Annotated in this window: 10 protein-coding genes; 2 read left to right on the top strand and 8 right to left on the bottom strand. The window is 67.8% G+C overall.

Annotation, left to right across the window (positions count from 1 at the left end; all coding sequences use genetic code 11):
- Positions 1–103: 103 nt before the first annotated feature.
- The 3 genes from CKW06_RS03175 to CKW06_RS03165 form a co-directional block, all read right to left on the bottom strand.
- Positions 104–7285, bottom strand: a complete 7182-nt coding sequence (locus tag CKW06_RS03175) for an ESPR-type extended signal peptide-containing protein (protein WP_024958713.1) — start codon at positions 7283–7285, stop codon at positions 104–106.
- A 439-nt stretch (positions 7286–7724) separates the two neighbouring features.
- Complete coding sequence (gene purL, locus CKW06_RS03170) at positions 7725–11609, bottom strand: phosphoribosylformylglycinamidine synthase (protein ID WP_174522850.1); 3885 nt, start codon at positions 11607–11609, stop codon at positions 7725–7727.
- A 215-nt stretch (positions 11610–11824) separates the two neighbouring features.
- Positions 11825–13176 (bottom strand): IS3 family transposase gene (locus CKW06_RS03165; protein WP_095052083.1). Its coding sequence is split into 2 segments (ribosomal slippage): positions 11825–12729 and positions 12729–13176, totalling 1353 coding nucleotides; the frame shifts between segments, so codons are not numbered across the junction.
- Positions 13177–13863: 687 nt separating this feature from the next.
- Here CKW06_RS03165 and CKW06_RS03160 point away from each other — a divergent pair.
- A complete protein-coding gene (locus CKW06_RS03160) occupies positions 13864–15963 on the top strand; it encodes a glycosyl hydrolase family 18 protein (protein ID WP_012479108.1) in 2100 nt (699 codons plus the stop codon).
- 60 nt (positions 15964–16023) lie between these two features.
- On the opposite strand, the gene CKW06_RS03155 is transcribed toward CKW06_RS03160, so the two are convergent.
- Both CKW06_RS03155 and xerD read right to left on the bottom strand, forming a co-directional pair.
- Positions 16024–16806, bottom strand: coding sequence for a DsbC family protein (locus tag CKW06_RS03155; RefSeq protein WP_024958538.1), 783 nt, complete (start codon positions 16804–16806; stop codon positions 16024–16026).
- A gap of 100 nt (positions 16807–16906) precedes the next feature.
- The gene (gene xerD / locus CKW06_RS03150) at positions 16907–17884 is read right to left on the bottom strand and encodes a site-specific tyrosine recombinase XerD (protein WP_024958537.1); all 978 of its coding nucleotides are present in this window, start codon (positions 17882–17884) and stop codon (positions 16907–16909) included.
- Between the two features lie 56 nt (positions 17885–17940).
- Between xerD and CKW06_RS03145 the strand changes: the two genes are divergently transcribed.
- Positions 17941–18432, top strand: a complete 492-nt coding sequence (locus tag CKW06_RS03145) for an RDD family protein (RefSeq protein WP_005408017.1) — start codon at positions 17941–17943, stop codon at positions 18430–18432.
- 92 nt (positions 18433–18524) lie between these two features.
- Here the strand turns inward: CKW06_RS03145 and CKW06_RS03140 are convergent, their stop codons facing one another.
- The 3 genes from CKW06_RS03140 to lptF are packed head-to-tail and all read right to left on the bottom strand — an operon-like array spanning position 18525 to position 21637.
- Positions 18525–19397, bottom strand: coding sequence for a hypothetical protein (locus CKW06_RS03140; protein ID WP_024958536.1), 873 nt, complete (start codon positions 19395–19397; stop codon positions 18525–18527).
- Between the two features lie 54 nt (positions 19398–19451).
- The gene (lptG, locus tag CKW06_RS03135; protein WP_024958535.1) at positions 19452–20558 is read right to left on the bottom strand and encodes an LPS export ABC transporter permease LptG; all 1107 of its coding nucleotides are present in this window, start codon (positions 20556–20558) and stop codon (positions 19452–19454) included.
- Positions 20555–21637, bottom strand: coding sequence for an LPS export ABC transporter permease LptF (gene lptF / locus CKW06_RS03130; protein ID WP_005408014.1), 1083 nt, complete (start codon positions 21635–21637; stop codon positions 20555–20557). Before lptF ends, lptG begins: the two co-directional genes overlap by 4 nt.
- Between the last annotated feature and the right edge of the window lie 57 nt (positions 21638–21694).

The following is a 21694-nucleotide window of genomic DNA, read 5'->3' as shown; positions in this document are numbered from 1 at the left end:
TGACGACTCCCGGCCGGCCCAGCCGGGATTGCCGTGACCTCCCCCCAGGCCCTCGTTGCAGGTGCTGCGCCGGCGTGGGTGGCCGCCGGCGCGATGGAGTGGCTTACCAGCCGAAGCCGGCACCGACGCCGACCGAGCTGTCGTCGCTGCTGAAGGCGCCACCGAACGTCACCGTGGCGCGATCGCTGATCGCACGCTGGTAACCCAGCGACAGTGCCGATTCACCGCCCTGGAAGCCGATGCCGACGCCGACCCGGTTCTGGGTACGGATGCCGGCAGCACTGGTGGCCATGTTGAGCATCGCCGCGCTCATCGCGCCCTGGCGGTCGATGCGGCGATCCATGTGGCGCAGGCGTCCGTCGATCTCGCCCTTGAACACATCGAAGCTGTCGGCGACGGCCTGGACGCGGCTGTCGGTGTAGCTGTTGGCGGTAGCCATGCCACGATCGAGCTGGCCCTTGTTGACCGCATCGGTGGCGGTGGTTCCGGCTGCCACGTTGGTGACCTGGCGTTCGTTGCCTTCGCTGCCCACCGAGACCGTGTTGGCACGATCAGCGACCGAGCCCTGGCCCAGCGCCACCGCGTTCGCAGCGGTGGCATTGGCACCCTGGCCGATGGCGGTGGACGAGGCGCCGCTGGCCACTGCGCCGTCGCCCATGGCGACCGCGTTGAGGCCCGATGCCGGGGTGCCCACCGGGATGCCCGCGCCCGCCGCCGCAGCGGTCGGCGTGCCCTGCACGCGTGCGCTGCTGGCCGGTGCCGCATCGGCCGCCGCCGATGCATCGGCAACGCTGGCCAGTGCGCTTTCATCCAGCGAGGCACTCATTGCGCGCAGGCTGGCAGCACCTGCACGCGTGCCACCCGCAGTACGGCGGTCAATCTCACTGACCTTGCGGTCCAGCGCACCCAATGCATCGCCGACGTTGCTGTAGGTGGCGCCCTGGATCACATAGTTCGGTGCCACGAATACGCCCTGCATGCCGACGCTGGCACCGCCGCCGAGGAAGCTGGCGGCATCGCTGAGCGACTGGAACAGCTGGCCGCCATTGATCGCCTGGCGGCTGCCGGCTGCGATGCTGCCGGCACCGACATTGTCGATGGTGGTGCCCTGGAAGCCGGACAGGGTCAGGCGGTCACGACTGGCGTCGTCGTAGCCGACCGCACTGGCCGCCGTGGTCTCCACCGTGGCGATGCGCGAATCGAAATCACCGACGCGGGTTTCCACCGCGCCCACGCGCTGGTTGGTGACGTTGAGCTGGGAACCGGTCACCGCGTCACTGCTGCCGGCAGCGATGCGGCCATCAGCCACGTTGACGATGCGGCGGGTGGCCGGGCCATCGGTGGGGTTGCCACTGCCCACCGACACAACATTGGCATCCAGCGCACGCGCTCCAGCACCGATTGCAACCGAGTTGACGCCGACCGCACCCGCACCGGCGCCAACGGCCAGTGCGCCGGAGGCAGACACCGTGGCATTGGCACCCAGCGCGATGCTGCGTGCGCCCGCCGCATTGGCCACCGAGCCCATCGCTACCGAATCGGTACCGATGGCGTTCGCGGTTCCCGTGCCATTGGCGCGGAAATATCGGTTGGTGGTGTTGGCGGTGAACGCAACGGCGTCCAGCTGCCCGCGATTCACTGCGTCATTGATTTCGGTACCGTTGGCGACATTGGTGACCTGCCGGTTGTTGACGGCACTGCCGACGGACACGGTATTGGCACGATCGGCCACCGAGCCTCCACCCAGTGCGACACTGCCGGCAGCCGAAGCGTTGGCACTGACACCCACCGCCGTGGCATTCAAACCGGTGGCCTTGCTGCCGTAACCGACCGCGGTACCCAGGCGGCCGCTGGCTTCGGCATAGCTGCCCAGCGCCGAAGCGCCATCGGCCGAGGCACTGGCGCGGAAACCACTGGCCTGCGACTGCGTGCCGGTAGCCGTGGCCTGCGCACCGTTGGCCGTGCTGTAGGGGCCCTTGGCCTGGGCCCCGGCGCCAGTGGCGCTGGCGCCGGTTTCACTGGCGCTGGCGCCGCTGCCCAGCGCAACGCTGTCGACACCACTGGCCTGCGCAGCATTGCCCAGTGCGGCAGCGTTGTTGCCGGTGGCCAGTGCATCGAAGCCAACCGCCGTGGCGTTGGTGGCCATGGCGTTGGCGCCGCTGCCCAGCGCGGTGGCGCCGTTGCCGATCGCATTGGCCGCATTGCCGGCCGCCAGCGCATTTTCGCCATCGACCAGTGCACCGGCCTCGCCATCGGCATTGCCGCTGGCCTGGAACTGCCGGCTGGTCTTGTCGGCGACACTGGCAACGGCGTCGAGCTGGCCCTTGTTCACCGCATCGGTGGCTTCGGTACCGGCTGCAACGTGGGTGACCTGGCGTTCGCTGCCGGCCTTGCCAACGGCCACCGTGTTGTCGCGGTCAGCCTTGGAACCGGCACCGAGCGCAACGCTGTTGCTGCCATTGGCGGTGGCATTGGCACCGAGCGCCGTGGCGTTGCTGCCTGCCGACCAGGCATTCCAGCCGATGGCGGTAGCGTAATCCTCGGTGGCCCATGCACCGGCACCGAATGCTGCCGCACCGGTGCCACTGGCGCGCGACGGAATCAGGCCGAAGAAGGTGCTGCCGCCGATCGCCACGCTTTCCGCACCGCTGGCTTCACTCGACTGACCCACCGCAACCGCGCCGGTGCCCGCCGCCGCGGCGCCGAAGCCCACCGCCGTGGTGTTGGCACCGCTGGCAGCCGAGCCGTAGCCGAGTGCGGTGCCAAGGCGACCGGTTGCTTCGGCATAGCCGCCCACCGCTGTGGTGCCATCGGCGGAGGCCGCGCTGCGGAAGCCGCTGGCAAGGGACTGTGCGCCACTGGCGTTGGATTCGGTACCGTTGGCGGTGCTGTAGACACCGCTTGCCTGTGCACGCGCGCCCGCCGCGCTTGTCCCCACTTCGCTGGCGCTGGCACCGCTGCCCAGGGCCAGGCTGTCCTCGCCGGTGGCCTGAGCGGTGCTGCCCAGTGCCGCCGCGTTGGTGCCGGTCGCCAGCGCATCGATGCCGACGGCGGTGGCGTTGGCGGCCAGCGCATTGGCACCACTGCCGAGCGCAGTGGCACCGTTGCCGATCGCGTTGGCCGCATCACCTGCTGCCAGCGCATTGTCACCCTCCACCAGCGCGCCGGTTTCACCATCGGCATTGCCACTGGCCTGGAACTGCCTGCTGGTCTTCTCCGCAGCGGCGGCTACGGCATCGAGCTGGTTCTTGTTGACCGCATCGTTGCCCTGCGTGCCATCGGCCACGTTGGTGACCTGGCGGGTGTTGCCGCCGCCGCCCACCGATACGGTGTTGTCGCGGTCCGCAATCGAATCCGCACCGAGCGCCACGCTGTTGGCCGCGCGCGATTCCGCCGCATTGCCCAGCGCGGTGCTGTTGATGCCCCCCGACCAGGCGCCACCGCCCACCGCCGTGGAGTAGTTGCCCGAGGCTTCGGTCGCCAGCACGCCGAACAGCGAGCCGCCGACGGCGACGCTGTTGGTGCCGGTGGCCAGGCTGCCCTGGCCGGTGGCGGTGCTGTAGGCGCCGGACGCTTGCGAATCACCGCCCAGGGCCACGCTGTTGGAACCCGAGGCGTTGGCGAAGTTGCCGAAGGCGGTGGCATTGAAGGCCGAGGCCTGTGCGTAGCCGCCGATGGCGGTGCTGTAACCACCGGTGGCTTCGGCACCGATACCGAACGCTGCCGCAGCCGTGCCGCTGGCCACGCTCTCGCTGCCGACCGCGGTGGCACCACTGCCACTGGCGTTGCTGAAGTAGCCCACGGCTACGGCTTCTTCGCCGGAGGCTTCGGACAAGGCACCGCTGGCGGTGCTGCCTGCGCCGCTGGCGATGCTGGCCGCGCCGAACGCTGCACTCTGCTCACCGCTGGCTTCGCTTTCCGCACCCTGCGCGGTGGCGTATTCGGCGATGGCCTGTGCATTGGCGCCTACGGCACTGGCATTGGCGGCGGTCGCCAGCGCGTTGAAGCCGATCGCCTGCGCGTTGCCGGCCAGCGCATTGGCACCGCTGCCAAGCGCGGTGGCGCCATTGCCGATGGCGTTGGCTGCATCACCTGCGGCCAGTGCGTTGTCGCCCTCCACCAGCGCACCCGCCACATCGTCGCCGTTGCCGCTGGCCTGGAAGAAGCGGCTGGTGGTTGCTGCGGTACTTGCCACCGCATCCAGCTGTGCCTTGTTCACCGCATCGGTGGCCTGGGTACCGGCGGCGACGTTGGTGACCTGGCGCTCGTTGCCGCTGCTGCCCACCGACACCGTGCGTGCGCGGTTGGCGACCGAGCCCGCGCCGAGTGCGACGGCGTTGCTGGCACTGGCATTGCTGCCCGCACCCAGCGCGATCGCACTTTCTCCGCCGGCCACCGTGTTGGTGCCGATGGCGATGCTGTTGATGCTGTTGCCCAGTGCCTGGAAGCCCAGCGCCACGCTGTTGTCGCCATAGCCGAAGGCACCACGGCCGACTGCGGTGGCGCTGGTTCCGTTGGCCCAGCTGTTGTAACCGATCGACGTGGCGCCAGCGCCGCTGGCCCACGCCGCGTTGCCGAACGCCGAGGCATTGGTGGCGGTCGCCCACGCACCGGAACCAAAGGCGCTGGCGCCGCTGGCGGTGGCCCAGCTGTAGCCGCCCACCGCGGTACTGTCATCGCTGCTGGCAAACGCACTGTCACCCACCGCCACCGCATACGCGCCGGTGGCGCGCGACTTGCCGCCGGCGGCGAAGCTGTTGTCACCACTGGCCTTGGCCGCATTGCCGAAGGCGCTGCTGGCTGCACCGCTGGCCTGCGCAGCGCTACCGACCGCCGTGGCATCGGCCACGGCCGTGGTACCCACCTGCTGCGCCTTGCCATCTGCACCGATGATGGGTTGGTTGAACTCGTCGTAGGCCTGGCCCAGGCCACCGATGGCGACACCGCCATTGCCGGTGGCCGTGCTGTTGCGGCCCACCGCCACGCTGTCATCGCCGATGGCCGACGCGGCCGCGCCATGTGCAACCGCGCCGGCACCGATCGCATTGCTCGACGAACCGGCCGCGATGGCACCCTCGCCTTCCGCCAGCGCACCGGCATCACTGCCAGCTTCAGGCTGGGCCTGGAAGAAGCGCGCGGTGCTGTCGGCGGTGCTGGCCACCGCATCCAGCTGCGCCTTGTTCACCGCATCGGTGGCTTCACTGCCGGCTGCAACGCTGGTGATCTGCCGCTCGTTGCCGGCACTGCCGACGGCCACGCTGTTGGCACGCACCGCTTCGGAGTTCGCGCCCAGCGCGACGCTGTTGGCGCCGCGTGCCGTAGCGTAGTAGCCCACTGCGGTGCTCTGCGCACCACTGGCCCAGGTCTGCGCGCCAAGCGCGCTGGCGTTCTCGCCCGGCGCATAGGCGAAATAGCCCACCGCGGTGGCTTCGGCGCCGGAGGCTTCGCTGAGGCTGCCGTTGGCCACGGCACGGTCGCCGCTGGCGATGGCGCCGGCACCCACCGCGGTCGCGGCTTCACCACTGGCCTGTGTCTGTACGAAGAAGCCCAGGCCGGGAATCAGGTCGGCCGGGCCACCAATGGCGACGCTGCTGGTGCCCGTGGCATTGCTCTGCGTACCCAATGCCGTGGAGTAATCACCGATGGCATTGGAGACCGCACCGAACGCCGACGCCTGCGCGCCGGACGCATAGGCCCCCACGCCATAGGACGACGCGGCAAAACCGCTGGCATCGGCGCTGGCGCCGACGGCCGTGCCACCCACGCCGGCACTGGTGGCGCCGGTGACCACCGGCACGCCACCACTGGTGATCAGCGGGTTGCCGTTGGCATCCACCGCAGCGCCACCGACGGCCACGCTGCCCGGTCCGTTGGCCTGCGCGTTGTTGCCGAATGCCGCGCTGTTCTGGCCCGAGGCCAGCGCGTTGTTGCCCACCGCAGTCGCGTTCTGCGCAACGGCAGTGGCACCGGCACCGACCGCCGTGGTGCCAGTGCCGATGGCATTGGCGGCCTCGCCTGCGGCCAGCGCGTCGTCACCTTCAGCCAGCGCACCGGCATCGCTGTTGCTGCTGCCGGTGGCCTGGAAGCGCTTGGCGGTGGCATCGGCCACTGCGGCAACATCCTTCAACTGGCCAACGTTGACCGCATCGGTATCTTCGGTGCCGGCGGCAACGCTGGTGATCTGGCGGGTCAGGCCATATCCGGCGGCACCGACGGACACGGTATCGACACGGTCAGCCAGCGAACCGGCGCCCAACGCCACGCTGCCGGTAGCGACTGCGGCCGAATTGGAGCCCAGCGCGGTGCTGTATTCACCGACGGCCGTGCTGAACGCACCGACTGCAATCGAGGCTTCGTTGGCAGCCGTGGCGCCGCGGCCCAATGCGGTACTGCCGGGGCCCATCGCTACGGCACCGCCACCGACGGCGGTCGCGCCATCGGCGGTGGCTTCGGACAGTGCACCCAGTGCCGTTGCTGCACCGTTTTCGCTGGCGGCGTAGGCGCTGGCACCGACGGCGGTATCGCCAAGGCCGAAGGCTGCTGCGCTTTGCCCGACCACCACGCTGGCATCGCCGATCGCCAGCGCGCCCTGGCCGAATGCGCTGGCGCCGATGCCTGCGGCAATGGCCTGGGTACCGATGGCAGTGGTGGCGTTGGCCAGCGACTGCGCACCGGCACCGGCGGCCAGTGCGCCTTCACCCTCGATCTTCGCCGCGTCGCTGTCATCGCCTGCGCCGTCGGCCTTGAAGTACCGGTTGCCGTCGGCGGCAACGTCGGCCAGCGCGGCCTGCGTGGCGCGCGCCTGCGCGTCCAGCTGCGCCTTGTTCACTGCGTCGGTCGCCTGCGTGCCTGCGGCGACATTGGTGACCTGCCGTTCCTTGCCGGCATCGCCGACGGAGACGGTGTTGGCACGCGTGGCTTTGGAGCCGGCGCCCAGCGCCACGCTGTTGGCCGCACTGGCACTGCTGTTGCTGCCGATCGCCACCGCATTGCTGCCCTTGGCCGTGGCCGAGCCTTCGATCAGGCACTTTTCGAGCAGCTTGCCGCTGAATGCCACGCAGGTGGCGCTACCGCCGATCTGCACCGACTGCGCGGTGGCGGAGCCACTCATGCCCAATCCCAATACCAGGCCCAGTGCCACCGCCAGCAGTGCGGGCGTGGCCTGTGTCGCATCGCGGCGCTGGTCGACGACCCCGCCGCTGCTGCTGTCGGAGGAAGCCAGTTCCGAGGCCACCACCAACTGACCCAATGCTTTGTTCCAGACCTTGCGATAAATCCGATTCATCGGTACGGCTCCTGATTGGACTGGTTTTGGGCAAAGCAACGCCACCGCTGGGCTTTCCGGCCCAACGTCCCCTGGGGGCGTTTATTCGCGTGATTTACTGCGGGGTATTGCCGAACGGCGCGCAGCGACAGAAAACCGAGCGCGTGCGCCAACCGGTTACTGCGAAATGAATGATTCTGAAACGGGGTTCAAGTGTTAACGGCAACTTTGCAGATCGTCAAGACTTTGACACGACAAATCCTATTGCCGTGAAGTAGTTCACTCTTTTCCCTGTTTATGAAAGGATTTTGTTAGCGACGCGTGACGTAACCCTGTCGCCTGAAAATCCATGTAACTCGCGGGTACATCAGGATTTTCACACGCGCAAAGAAAAAACCCGCCGATCAACGGCGGGTTTTTCCATACGCAACGGCATTGAAGCCTGCGCGGTGTGGTGCGATCAGCCGCACCACACCCGCGCGTTGCGGAACATGCGCATCCACGGCGAATCACCCTGCCACTCGGCCGGGGCCCAGCTCATGTTGAGCGCGCGCGGGGTGCGTTCCGGGTGCGGCATCATGATGGTCACGCGGCCGTCGCTGCTGGTCAGGCCGGTGATGCCGTCCGGCGAACCGTTCGGATTCAGCGGGTACTGGCTGGCGACGTTGCCGTGGCCATCGATGTAGCGCAGCGAAACACGGGCCGCGGCCTGGTCGACCGCGTTGTCGAACACCGCCTGGCCTTCGCCATGCGCCACTGCCACCTGCAGGCGCGAACCGGCCATGCCACGCAGCAGGATCGACGGAGATTCCACCACTTCCAGCAGCGCGGTACGGGCTTCGAACTGCTCGCTGGCATTGCGGCGGAACTGCGGCCAGTGTTCGGCACCGGGAATGATGTCCTTCAGCTGGCTCATCATCTGGCAGCCGTTGCACACGCCCAGGGCGAAGCTGTCCTCGCGCGCGAAGAACGCGGCGAAGGCATCACGCAGCGCGCTGCGCTCCAGGATCGAGGTGGCCCAGCCACGACCAGCGCCAAGCACGTCGCCGTAACTGAAGCCGCCGCAGGCGACCAGGCCGGTGAAGTCCTGCAGGGCGACGCGGCCTTCGATCAGGTCGCTCATGTGCACATCGAAGGGCCGGAAGCCGGCACGTTCGAAGATGTTCGCCATTTCGATCTGGCCGTTGACGCCCTGCTCGCGCAGCACGGCCACGCGCGGACGCGCACCGGTGCTGATGAACGGGGCGGCCACGTCTTCATTGATGTCGAAGCTGAGCTTGGGCTTCAGGCCCGGTGCGATGAAGGCACGGGCGATCTCACGCTCGGCGTCGGCGTTGGCCGGGTTGTCGCGGCGCTTCTGCATCGCGTGGGTGACCGACCACCATGCGTCGAACAGCGACTCCCAGCGCCATTCAGCCAGGTTCTCGCCAGCCAGCGACACGCGCACCACCGGTGCGGTGGTCGGCTTGGCGATGCGCTGCGCGCACTCGGTCAGTGCATGGCGCTCGACCAGGTCGGCGAACGCTGCGCGGTCTTCGCGTGCGATCTGCACCACCGCGCCCAGCTCTTCGTTGAACAGGCTGCGGAATGGATCGTCGCCCCAGGCATCGAGGGTGATGTCCAGCCCCAGGCGCGACGTGAAGGCCATTTCGCACAGCGCGGCAAAGGCACCGCCGTCGCTGCGGTCGTGGTAGGCCAGCAGCAGGCCGGCCTGGCGCGCATCGCGGATCAGCTCGAAGAAGCCACGCAGGCGCTGCGGGTCGTCCAGATCCGGGGCAGCGCCGGCGAACGCCGGCAGGTCACCGTGGTCGGCATGCACCTGGGCCAGGATGGAACCGCCCAGCCGCTGCTTGCCGGCGCCAAGGCCGATCAGCCACAGCTCGCTTTCCACGTCGCGGTCGAGCAGCGGGGTCAGCTGCTGGCGCACATCGGCGACCGGTGCGAACGCAGAGATCACCAGTGACACCGGCGACACGCTCTTGTGCGCTTGGCCCTGGTCGTGCCACTGCGCCTGCATCGACAGCGAGTCCTTGCCCACCGGAATGCTGATGTCCAGCTGCGGGCACAGTTCCATGCCCACGGCCTTCACCGCGTCGTACAGCAGCGCGTCTTCGCCGGGGTGGCCGGCCGCGGCCATCCAGTTCGCCGACAGTTTGATCTCATCCAGCGCATCGACCGGGGCCGCGCACAGGTTGGTCAACGCTTCGCCCACGGCCATGCGTGCCGAAGCCGCCGCATCGAGCAGGGCCAGCGGGGTGCGCTCGCCGATCGACATCGCCTCGCCGGCCACGCCGTCGAAGTCGGCCACGGTGATGGCCACATCGGCCACCGGCAGCTGCCACGGGCCAACCATCTGTTCGCGTGCGGTCAGGCCACCGACGCTGCGGTCACCGATGGTGACCAGGAAGTTCTTCGAGGCCACCGTCGGGTGCGCAAGCACGCGCAGACCCGCTTCCTGCAGGTCCAGGCCTGCGGTCTTCAGCGCCGGCCAGCGCGGTGCCGGCGGGTGTGCGGTATCGCGGTGCATCTTCGGCGGCTTGCCGAACAGCACGTCCATCGGCAGGTCGATCGGCGCATCGGCCGGGGTGTGGCCCGGCACGGCGCCATAGGCCACCACCAGGTGTTCCTCGGCGGTGGCCACGCCGACCGCAGCGAACGGGCAGCGCTCGCGGGCGCACAGCGCGGCGAACTCGGCCAGGCGCTCCTGGGCGACGCCAAGCACGTAGCGTTCCTGCGATTCGTTGCACCACAGCTGCATCGGCGACAGCGACGGATCATCGGTGGGCACCTTGCCCAGATCGATCACGCCACCGACCTTGGAGTCGTGCAGCAGCTCGGGGATGGCATTGGACAGGCCACCGGCACCGACGTCGTGGAAGAACTTGATCGGGTTGTTGCTGCCCATCGCCACGCAGCGGTCGATGACCTCCTGGCAGCGGCGTTCCATTTCCGGGTTGTCGCGCTGCACGCTGGCGAAGTCCAGGTCCTCGGCGCTTTCGCCGGAGGCCACCGAGCTGGCGGCACCGCCACCCAGGCCGATCAGCATCGCCGGGCCACCGAGCACGATGACCGCATCACCGGGCTGCAGCTGGATCTTGTCGACCTGGGTACGGTCGATGGCGCCGAGGCCGCCGGCCAGCATGATCGGCTTGTCGTAGGCACGCACCAGGTCGGCGCCTTCCGGCAGCTCGAAGCTGCGGAAGTAGCCAAGCAGGTTCGGGCGGCCGAACTCGTTGTTGAACGCGGCGCCGCCGAGCGGACCATCGGTCATGATTTCCAGCGCGGGCGCCATGCGCGGGTTCAGCGCGCGCGGCGCTTCCCACGGCTGCGGCAGCTCGGGAATGCGCAGGTGCGAGACCGAGAAACCGGTCAGGCCGGCCTTCGGCTTGCCGCCGCGGCCGGTCGCGCCTTCGTCGCGGATTTCACCACCGGCGCCGGTCGAGGCGCCCGGGAACGGTGCGATGGCGGTCGGGTGGTTGTGGGTCTCCACCTTGATCTGGAACGCGCTGGGCACCTGCGGTTCACGACGGTACTCGCCGCTGGCCGGATCCGGGCGGTAGCGCGACGCCGGATGGCCTTCGATCACCGCGGCGTTGTCGCTGTACGCACTGAGCGTGTGCTGCGGGGTCTGCTGGTGGGTGTTCTTGATCATCCGGAACAGCGAGCGGTCCTGCTCCTGGCCGTCGATGGTCCAGCTGGCGTTGAAGATCTTGTGGCGGCAGTGCTCGGAATTGGCCTGCGCGAACATCATCAGTTCGACGTCCGACGGCGAGCGGCCCAGCGCGGTGAAGCGTTCGCGCAGGTAATCGATCTCGTCCTGGGCCATGGCCAGGCCGAGGCGCTCGTTGGCGGCCTCCAGCTGGTCCACCGGCACGCGTTCCAGTTCGCCGCGGGCGGGCGCCGAGAACAGCGCCTGGCCCTGCTGCACGGTCTCCAGCACTGACTGCGTCATCGGGTCGTGCAGTGCCTTGACCAGCGCCTGCTGCACGTCGGCATCGGCCGGCCAGCCCTGCACGTCGATGCGCAGGCCCCGCTCGACCCGGCTTACCGGCTGGCCGGCACCGCGCACCAGTTCGGTGGCCTTGCTCGACCACGGCGACAGCGTACCCAGGCGCGGCACCACGATGCGGCTGACCGCGCCGTCGGCCACGGCTTCTGCCTGCGGCGCAGCTTCGAGGATGCGGCACAGGGTGGCGAGGTCGGGAGCGGCGCTGCCTTCGGGCTGCACGAAGTAGACGTGCCAGGCACCGCTGATGCGCAGAGAGGGAGCGATGGACTGCAGGCGGGATTCAAGACGTTCGCGGCGGAACGGCGACAGGGCGGGCGCGCCCTCGAGGACCATCATGTCCGGGGAACCGTAGTTGGGAAACGGGCCCGACATTGTACCGGAAGCGGGGGAAGGGCTCTGGCCGGGCGGCGCCCGGCACCCGCCGAGGCCAGGGCAACAGCAACAGCAACGGCCAAAGCAAAAGCGGGGTTCCCGTGGGATGGCGGGGTGGGTCCGGTGGCGGGGGACGCCGTAAACCCGTCCCTGAAGTGACCCCCGAGACTTGGACGGGGTCAGGCGGCCGATTGGGCCCGCTCCCGGTACTCTACCGGGCTCAGACCTTTCAGTTTCAGTTTGATGCGCTCCTGGTTGTAGTACTGGATGTATTCCACCAGGCCAGCCTCCAGACTCTCGATGCTGTCAAAGCTGTTCAGGTAGAAGAACTCCGACTTCAGCGTCCCGAAGAAGCTCTCCATCGCCGCATTGTCCAGGCAGTTGCCACGCCGGGACATGCTTTGTTTCAACGAATGTTTTTCCAGCATGTGCCGGTAGTTTTCATGCTGGTACTGCCAGCCCTGGTCGGAGTGGATCATGGGGCGTTCATCCGGCGAAAGCTTCTTGATGGCCTCCTCCAGCATCTGACCTACCAGATCGAACACGGGCTGGCGCTTGATCTGATAAGCCACGATTTCGCCGTTGTAGAGATCCATGATCGGCGACAGGTACAGCTTCATGCCTTGTACCTTGAACTCGGTCACGTCGGTCACCCACTTCTGGTTGGGGCGCTCGGCGTGGAATTGGCGATTGAGGTCATTGCCAACCACAACATTGGCGGCCCCCTTGAAGGACCGGTAGCGCTTCACCCGTACCCGTGATTTCAGGCCCATCTCCCCCATCAGGCGCTGTACCCGCTTGTGATTGGTCCGATGACCCTGATTGGCCAATTCCAGCGTCACCGTGCGATAGCCATAGCGCCCTTGGCTTTGATCGTAGATTGCACGGATGCGCTCGCACAGGGCTGCCTCGTCCTGATCCGGATGGGCCAGGACATGGTTCTGGTAATAGAACGTACTGCGTGACAGCTCTGCCGCTTCGAGCAGAAGCGACAGCGTATGAACCTGCCTCAATCCTTGGATGGCTTGCGCTTTGCGTCTTGCGCCGCCTGCTCTTCCCGGATCAAGGCATCGAGTTTTTTTAGGTAGTCGGTCTCCGCACGCAGATAGGCGACTTCCTTGAGCAGCTCATCGCGGCTCATTTCTTCAGGCGGCTTGGACGAACGGGTCTTTTTCATCGGCTTTCGGGGCAGCGGCGGAGGCGGTGCCAACGCTTGGGCACCGCCTTGAGCATACAGGCGCTGCCATCGCCCCACCGCGCCGGCATCACCAATCTGGAAGTAGGTGGTGGCCTCCCGCGCAGACATGCCGTCCTGGCTCATCTTTTCCAGGACAGCCAGCTTGAACGGGAGGTCATAGAACCGGGCCTGGCGATGAAATCCGCGCCAACCATGCAGCCGATAGGTCGCCACCCAGCGCCTGACCGTGGAGAACTCAAGGCCGTGGCGACGGGCAATGGCTTTGACCGATGTGGAGGTCTTGCAGGCCTCTTTGGCGACCTGCAGTTTGAAACGTGCGTCGTATCTGTTCATGTATCCCTCGGGGTTGGATCTGACGTCCAACTCCCGGGGGGTCACTTCACCCTGGGGGCTTGGCCGCGGCATCCATGCCGCGGACACCCCCGCCACCGGACCCACCCCGCCTCCGACAGATTTCCGCGATCTGCGGTAGATCCACGCCATGCGTGGATGCTCCCCGGTAGTGCCGGCCGCTGGCCGGCAGCAAGGGAACGTCAGAAGTCAGGCATTTAAGAGCGAAGCGACCGGCTTCTGCTTTTGATTTTTTGTTCTGTCTTTCGTGGCTGACCGCGCAGGAACCTGTCCGTGGCCGGGCGGGTGGGCTGCGCAGGGGCGTGAGCCGCATGGATGCGGCGACCGAGCTTACATGGACGTACTTGCAGCGTCCCCTGCGCAGCCCACCCGCCCGGCCAACCCCCAGAAATCCGCTGTCAGCGACCCACCCCAGCCACGAGGGGGCTCCGCCGATGGCCGCCGACCGCGCGCAGCGCCGCTCTCCATCCGAATCCCGGAACCATGCGCTTGCTCACGGATTGACCACGCGATTGATGACAACGTTGTCCCCACCTGGCGCCGGACTCTCTCCCCGGCCTCCCAGGTACCTCCGTCCGGCCCCACCCGTCGCCTCCCCGGGCGACGCCCGGACCTGCGTCACGCGCGGCGCCATCGGGGCCCGCGCGCCCTTTGATCGGAGACTTACCCATGTACGACCCGATTGTGCGCAGTGCCGAACGTGCGACCCGAAGCTGTCGTCCCCGCCGCCTGGCCTGGCTGCTCGCCGTGGCCGCCGGTGCCGCTGCCCTGCCCGGCCTGGCGCAGGCCGCCAGCTGTGCCGGCGTGGCCCAGTGGGACCAGGCCAAGATCTACCGGGCCGGCGATACCCTGCAGAAAGGAGGCGTCCTCTATCGGGCGAACCAGGACATCTGGAACGCGCCGCCGGACCATCCGGCCGGTGCGCCCTATTACACCAACCTCGGTGCCTGCGATGGCAGCGGCGCCAACCAGCCGCCGGTGGTCAGCCTGACCTCGCCGGCCAACGGCGCCACCTTCAGCGCCGGCAGCACGGTCAACGTGACCGCTACCGCCAGTGATCCGGACGGCAGCGTCGCCAAGGTCGAGTTCTTCCGCGATGGCAGCACGCTGGGCGTGGCCACCAGTGCGCCGTATGCGGCCAGCTGGACCAATGCCAGCGCCGGCAGCCACACCCTGCGCGCCGTAGCCACCGACAACAACAACGCCACCAGCAGCACCGCGACCATCACCATCACCGTCAACGCCGCCGGTGGCGATACCACCGCACCGAGCGTGCCGGGCGGACTGGCGGTCGGCACACGTACCGCCAACAGCATCGCGCTCAGCTGGAGCCCGTCCACCGACAACACCGGTGGCAGCGGCGTGGCCGGCTATGACGTGTACCGCAATGGCAGCCTGGTCGGTTCACCATCCAGTGCCAGCTACGTCGATGGCGGCCTGACTGCATCGACCACCTACCGCTACCGTGTGCGTGCCCGCGACAACGCCGGCAACGCGTCCGCGCAGGGCACCGAGATCAGCGCCACCACGCTGGCCGGCGACGGCGGCACTACCGGCAAGCGGGTCATCGGCTACTTCACCCAGTGGGGCATCTACGGCCGCAACTACCGGGTCAAGAACATCGACAGCAGCGGTTCGGCCGCGCGCCTGACCCACATCAACTACGCCTTCGGCAACGTGCGCAACAACCGCTGCGAAGTGGGCGTCACCCAGCCGTCGGATCCGAACAGCGGTGCCGGTGGTGATGCCTTCGCCGACTACACCAAGGCCTTCAGTGCCGCCGAGAGTGTCAGCGGCAGCGCCGATACCTGGGACCAGCCGCTGCGCGGCAACTGGAACCAGCTCAAGCAGCTCAAGGCCAAGTACCCGAGCATGAAGGTGCTGATCTCGCTGGGTGGCTGGACCTGGTCGCGTGGCTTCTCCAGCGCGGCGCGCCCGGAAAACCGCCAGGCCTTCGTCGCCTCGTGCATCGATGCCTACATCAAGGGCAACCTGCCGGTAACCGACGGTGCCGGTGGTGCCGGTGCCGCGCTGGGCGTGTTCGACGGCATCGACATCGACTGGGAGTACCCGGTGGCGTGCGGCATCGAATGCGGCAAGCCGGAAGACAACGCCAACTTCACCGCGCTGATGGCCGAGTTCCGCCGCCAGCTCGATGCAGTGCGTCCGGGCCTGCTGCTGACGGTGGCGGTGGGTGCCGGCATCGACAAGATCCGCGTCACCGACCCGGCCGCGTACCACCCGTACCTGGACTACATCAACGTGATGACCTACGACTTCCACGGCGCGTGGGATGCGAAGACCAATCACCAGTCGGCGCTGTTTGATTCGCCGAATGATCCGTCCACCGGCGACCAGAAGCTGTACAACAGCAACGACGCCATCGAGGCCTTCATCAGCCGTGGCGTGCCTGCCGCCAAGCTCAACCTGGGCATCGGCTACTACGGGCGTGGCTGGACCGGTGTGGCCAACGCCAACAACGGCCTGTACCAGACCGCGACCGGCGCTGCCCCGGGCACGTATGAAGCCGGCATCGAGGACTGGAAGGTGCTGAAGAACCTGGCGTGGCCGGGCTACACCGACAACACCGCCGGTGCCACCTGGATCTACAACGGCAGCACGCTGTGGAGCTTCGACACCCCGGCCAACATCACCCGCAAGATGGGTTACGTGAAGACCCAGGGCCTGGGCGGCGCGTTCGTCTGGGAGTTCAGTGGTGACGATGCACAGGGCACGCTGACCAAGGCGGTCAGTGATGGCCTGAAGTAAGAAAAAAGCCGGGGATGCGGCACGCATCCCCGGCCTCCCACCTGTAGAGGTCGGCGGCGATCAGCGCTTGGCCGACAGCTTTTCCAGCGCCGCGCGCAGCTGCGCCGGCGGCAGGTAGCCCCCGAGCTGGGTGCCGTCCGGCGCGAAGATCGCCGGCGTGCCGTTCACGCCCAGCTGCTGGCCCAGTGCGTACTGCATCGCCACCGGGTTCGTGCAGTTCTTTGCCGGCACGCTGCCACCGCGCTTGGCGTTGGTCAGTGCCTGGCGGCGATCGGCCGCACACCAGACCGAGATCATGTCGGTGTAGTCCTTGCTGCCGAGGCCCATGCGCGGGAATGCCAGATACTCCACCGAAATACCGTTGCGGTTGAGCTCGGCGATGTCCTGGTGCAGCTTGCGGCAATAGCCGCACTCGATGTCGGTGAACACGCTGATGGTGTACTTGGCATTCGGCGCGGCGAACACGATGCGGTCGCCATGGTTGGCCTTGGCCAGCAGATCGCGGCGGTAGCCGAGCAGGCCTTCGCTGTTGGCCGGGCCCTTGGCACGGGTGTCGTAAGGCTGCGACTGGAACAGGTAGCGACCGTCGTCGGACACGTACAGCAGCTGGCCGGAAACGACCACCTCGCGGAAGCCGGGGAACGGCGCGGCACCGATGTAGTCCACCTTGAAACCGGGGTTCAGGGCAGTCAACGCGGCGCGCACGGCCTGGTCGGCAGGCGCGTTGGCGGCCGGGCCGGGCTTGGCAGCAGCGGCAGGCGCCTTGGCGGCTGGCGGGGCCGGCTGGGCGCAGGCAGTCAGGCTGAGCGCACCGAACACGGCGGCGATGGCAAATCGGAGCATGGAGCAGTCCGCGACAGAAGAAGACTCCGGATTCTGACACAGCCACCGGCACCGGGCCGCGACGCCGCGCACCGCCCGGGGCCGGGGTTCAGGACACGGCTCAGCCGCGCGGATGATGCCGGGCGTGCAGTTTCTGCAGGTGCTCGCGCGCCACCAGGGTGTAGATCTGGGTGGTCGACAACGAGCTGTGGCCAAGCAGCATCTGCAGCGCGCGCAGGTCGGCACCGCGGTTGAGCAGATGGGTGGCGAAGCTGTGGCGCAGGCCGTGCGGGCTGATCCGCGCCGGGTCGATGCCGGCCACCTGCGCGTGGCGCTTGACCAGGTGCCAGAACGCCTGCCGGGTCAGCGCATGCAGCGTCGGCTCGACAAACAATGGGGTCTGCCCATCGGCCAGCGCCTGCACCTTGCCCTTGCCGACCAGCAGCGGGCGCGATGCCTGTAGATAGCGCTCCAGCCAGTGCTGCGATTCCTCACCCAGCGGCACCAGCCGTTCCTTGCTGCCCTTGCCGGTGACCCGCAGCACGCCCTGGCGCAGGTTGACCGCGGTGGCCGGCAGCAGCACCAGCTCGCTCACGCGCAGGCCGGCGGCGTACATCAACTCCAGCATGGCGCGGTCGCGCAGGCCCAGCGGGCTGTCGATATCCGGCGCTGCCAACAGCGCGTCGATCTGGCTTTCGGCCAGCGCCTTGGGCAGCAATCGTGGCAGCTTGGGCGGATCCAGCAGCGCGCTGGGGTCCTCGCCGCGCTCGCCACGGCGCACGCCATCGGCGAAGAACGCCCGCAGCGCCGACAGCAACCGCGCATTGCTGCGCGGCGACCAGCCATGACGGGTGCGCCAGGCCAGGTAGTCGAACAACCCCGGGCGCTCGATGCCGGCCAGGCCACCATCGCGCCCATCCATCCAGCGCGCCAGCCCTTCCAGGTCGCGCCGGTAGCTGTCGAGGGTGGCGCGGGCCAGACCGTTCTCGGCCCAGATCGCATCGAGGAAGCGCTGGATGCGCATGCTGTCGTCGGCGCGCAGTTCGGGCAGTTGCTGGACCAGCTGGCGGCGTTCGGCGGGGGTGGAAACAAGGGCCATGCGTGCAGGATACGAGGGCCACTGCGGATGCGGCCAGCATTGCGTATGCTCGGCGCATGTCCCGCCCCGCCATTGATACGGCCCCTGCGGCCACTACCGAGCTGCCCCGCCCGCGTGCATTGCTGCTGTGGCGCGTGCTGGCGATGGTCTACGACGCGCTTCCGGTGCTGGCGCTGTGGATGTTGGCCGGCACCCTGTTCACCCTTGCCTACACCTTCAGCGGCCACGCCCAGCGCGAGAACATCGCACCGTTCAGCGCCTGGCAGTGGCTGCTGTGGGCGGTGTGCTGGCTGGTCACGGGGTGGTATGCCACGGCCAGCTGGCGCCGCGGCGGGCAGACGCTGGGCATGCGGCCGTGGCGGCTGAAACTGCGCGCCAGCGATGGCGCGCCGCTGCGGCGCAGCCAGCTGTGGATGCGTTTCACCGTGGGCACGCTGTCCCTGCTGCTGGGTGGACTGGGATTCTGGTGGGCCTGGGTCGACCGCGACCGCCTGACCTGGCACGACCGCGCCAGCGGCACCCGCGTGGTGCGCATGCCCAAGCGCTGATGCGCATCCAGTAGCGTCGAGCCATCCTCGGCAGTTTCGCGATGCACTCGAGAGCCGAGCATGGGCTCGGATCTACACGATCAACGCAGCGATCAGCTGGCTGGCGCCGGGTCCTGCAGGATCACCGCCGGCTGCGTCCAGAGGTCGAAGAAGGCGGACGCAAACGCATTGGCCTGCACATCATCGGCCACCGGCGACTGTCCGCTCAACTGCGCACGGGTCTTCACGAAGTCCTGCCACAGCTTCAGGCTGGCCTTCTTCAGGCGCCTCTGCTCCCCCGCGTCGGTGGCCGCCAGATAGCGCGCATAGAGGTCGCGCATCGGTTTGCCCTGAGCCTCATAGGCCGCCGGGAGCGCCGGCAGTTGGGCCGGGGTGAATGCCACCGTTGCCGCCGGCACCTGGTAGCCGCCCGGCCCGAAGGCCGCCTTCAGGTCTTCCCCGGCGTCCAGGTACTTGAAGAAGCCGGGCACGTTGTAGAGCTTGGTCCGGTAGTCGGACGAGGTTTCCGGGCTGTTGGACACCACCGTATCGGGCAGCTCCCCCATCAGCCCAACGTCCCAACGGCGCGGAATGAACAAACCGGTCGCCTTCACGTAGGGGCCCTCGATCTCCACGTCGTTCAGTTCGATCTTAGACGCCAGGCCACCGGAGTTGGTCTTGCTGGTGACGTACTGCTCGGTGACGATCACGTACTCGGCCATGGCCGGGTTGATCAGCCCACCGATCCCATCGGCGTAGACAACCATGCGTACGCTGCCGATCTTCTCGCTCTGCAGCCGGTACTGGCCCGGCTCCAGGACCAGGGGCATGGAGGTGTGCGGCGGCAGGGTATGCACCTGCTGGTCGACCGACAAGGTCAGCGGTGCATCCGTCGGGTTGTCGATCTCGAAGTCGACGGTGGAACGGCTGCAGCCGGCAGAAAGCAGCACGGCCGCGATGTACGGCAGAAAGCGTTGGAAGCTCATGTTCGTCCTTGAAGTGAAACGGAAACAGCCGGGCCTTGCCCGGCTCCCTGGGAATCAACCCGACTTGCGCCGGAACAGCAGTCCCGATATCGCCAGCATTACGATCGGCGGCAACGCATAGGCAATGCGGTAATCGAACTTCAACGCGCCGGCCATGCGGCCGAAGAACAGCTGCAGCAGCCAGAAGCCCAGCGCGAACAGGATGCCGAGGAACAGGCGCTTGCCCATGCCACCACTGCGCAGCGAGCCGAACGCGAACGGCACCGCCGCCAGGCACAGCGCCAGCACGTTCACCGGGTAGAACCAGCGGCTCCAGTACACATCCTCGTAGTCGCGCGCGTCCAGACCGTTGCGCTCGCGGTATTCGATGCTGGTACGCAGCTCGCCCACACTGAGGTTGCGCGGCTTGGCGATGCCGGTGGCCAGCGCGCCGGCGTCCAGCTTGGAGTTCCACGGCTCGCGCGCCACTTCCTCGCGCGTGGCCGAACGTTCACCGAAGGTATCGCGGCGCACGCCGGTCAGCACCCAGCCGTCACGGTCATGCTCGGCCGTGTCCGCATGGGTCAGCGAGGCGATCCGACCATCCTCGGCAATGCGATACAGGCGCACGTCACGCAGGATCAGCCGCGTGCCCTTGTCGCCCACCAGCTGCTCTTCGCCACCGGCGGCGCTGAGGAAGGTATCGCCCTCGCGCGCCCACAAACCGGAATAGCGGGTGGTGGAGATGTCCCGCCCCCATTTGGCACTGGACTTCAGCGCATCGGCACGGTCCTGGCCCCAGGGGCCCAGCGTCTCGGCGCTGAGCACCATCACTGCGGTAAGCAACGACAGGGCGATGGCCACCGATACGCTCAGGCGCTTGCGCGACAGGCCCAGCGCACGCAGCGCGGTCAGCTCGGAGGTCGCGGCCAGCTGGCCCAGGCCCATCAGTGCACCGATCACCGCAGCCGTGGGGAACATGGTGTAGGCACGGCGTGGCACCGTATACAGCACCCAGGCGGCCGCATGCCCCAGGGTGTAGCCGTTCTTGCCGATGTCCTTGAACTCGCCGGAAAACGCCATCACCACGTCCAGGCCCACCAGTACGGCCCAGGTCAGCAGCACCGTGGTGAACACCGACTGGCCGAGATACAGGTCGAAACGCATCGGGCGCAGTCTCATGCGCGGGCTCCCTTCGGGCGGCCCAGGCGGCCATCACGTGCATACATCCAGATCGCCAGCGCCAGCAGCGGCAGGGTCAGCCACCACAGGCCAAGCGCAGGCGGAATCTTGCCGTTGGCGATCCAGCCACTGCCGATGAACATCAGGTTGGTGCCGACCATGTAGGCCATCAGCGCCAGCATCATCCGCCCGTAGCGCTGCTGGCGCGGCGAGCTGCGGCCCAGCGGCACTGTCAGCAGCGCAAACGCCAGTGCGATCAACGGCGGGGCAAGGCGGCGATGCAGCTGTGCCTGCGCCTCGGGCCGGTCATCGCCGAACAGCTGCGTGGTCGGCATCAGTTCCGGATCATCACCGGTACGGGTCTGTGCACCGTCGGGCAGGGCTACATCGTTGCGGGCGAAGGTGGCCAGACGGTAATCCAGCCCCCCGGCCACCGGTCCTTCCACCTGGTGGCCATCATCCAGCTCCAGGAAGCGCTGGCGGGCGCCTTCGAAGAACATGCGCCCCCCTGCGGCGGACACCACTTCCAGGCGATCGTCCTTCTGCCGCTGCAGGAAGACCCGGCCCAGCTGGGTACCATCGGGCGAGATCGAGGACAGGTAGACCACGCCACCATTGGGCAGCTGGGTGAAGCGGCCCGGCTCCAGGCCCGCCATCAGCACGCTTCGATTGGCCTCGATGATCATCTGCTCGGCCACCCGGCCGGCCCACGGGCCCAGCCACAAGGAGCAGGCGCCGACCAGCGCCACCACCGGCACCACCAGCATCAGCAGCGGCCGCAGCAGGCGTTTGGGGCCCACGCCAATGGCAGTGATGACGGCCATTTCCGAGTCGCGGTAGAGACGGGCCACCGCCAGCAGCAGGCCCAGCATCAACGCCAGCGGCAGGATCAGTGGCAGGTAGGCGATGAACTGCAGGCCCAGCTGGGAGAACAGCAGCTTCGCCGGCAGGCGCCCGTCGGCGATGTTGCCGAGGATGTCCACCAGCACGCCGCCCACGCTGACCACCAGCAGGACGATCAGGGTAGCCAGGAAACTCTGGACGAAATCGCCCAGCAGGTATCGGTCGAGCTTCAGCATGGGGCGGTGGTTTAAACTCTGGGGTTCGTTCGCGGTGCCGCCCAGTCTACTGTCTGG

Source organism: Stenotrophomonas maltophilia (genome assembly GCF_900186865.1).
Lineage (GTDB): Bacteria > Pseudomonadota > Gammaproteobacteria > Xanthomonadales > Xanthomonadaceae > Stenotrophomonas > Stenotrophomonas maltophilia.
Note: the sequence above shows the minus strand (reverse complement) of the source record. Positions and strands in the feature narration are given on the sequence as shown.

Coding starts and splice junctions, on each gene's coding strand:
- CKW06_RS03145 (WP_005408017.1), top strand. CDS start 17,941: ATGTCCCGCCCCGCCATTGATACGGCCCCTGCGGCCACTACCGAGCTG.
- CKW06_RS03155 (WP_024958538.1), bottom strand. CDS start 16,806: ATGCTCCGATTTGCCATCGCCGCCGTGTTCGGTGCGCTCAGCCTGACT.
- purL (WP_174522850.1), bottom strand. CDS start 11,609: ATGATGGTCCTCGAGGGCGCGCCCGCCCTGTCGCCGTTCCGCCGCGAA.
- lptF (WP_005408014.1), bottom strand. CDS start 21,637: ATGCTGAAGCTCGACCGATACCTGCTGGGCGATTTCGTCCAGAGTTTC.
- lptG (WP_024958535.1), bottom strand. CDS start 20,558: ATGAGACTGCGCCCGATGCGTTTCGACCTGTATCTCGGCCAGTCGGTG.
- CKW06_RS03175 (WP_024958713.1), bottom strand. CDS start 7,285: ATGAATCGGATTTATCGCAAGGTCTGGAACAAAGCATTGGGTCAGTTG.
- CKW06_RS03160 (WP_012479108.1), top strand. CDS start 13,864: ATGTACGACCCGATTGTGCGCAGTGCCGAACGTGCGACCCGAAGCTGT.
- CKW06_RS03140 (WP_024958536.1), bottom strand. CDS start 19,397: ATGAGCTTCCAACGCTTTCTGCCGTACATCGCGGCCGTGCTGCTTTCT.
- xerD (WP_024958537.1), bottom strand. CDS start 17,884: ATGGCCCTTGTTTCCACCCCCGCCGAACGCCGCCAGCTGGTCCAGCAA.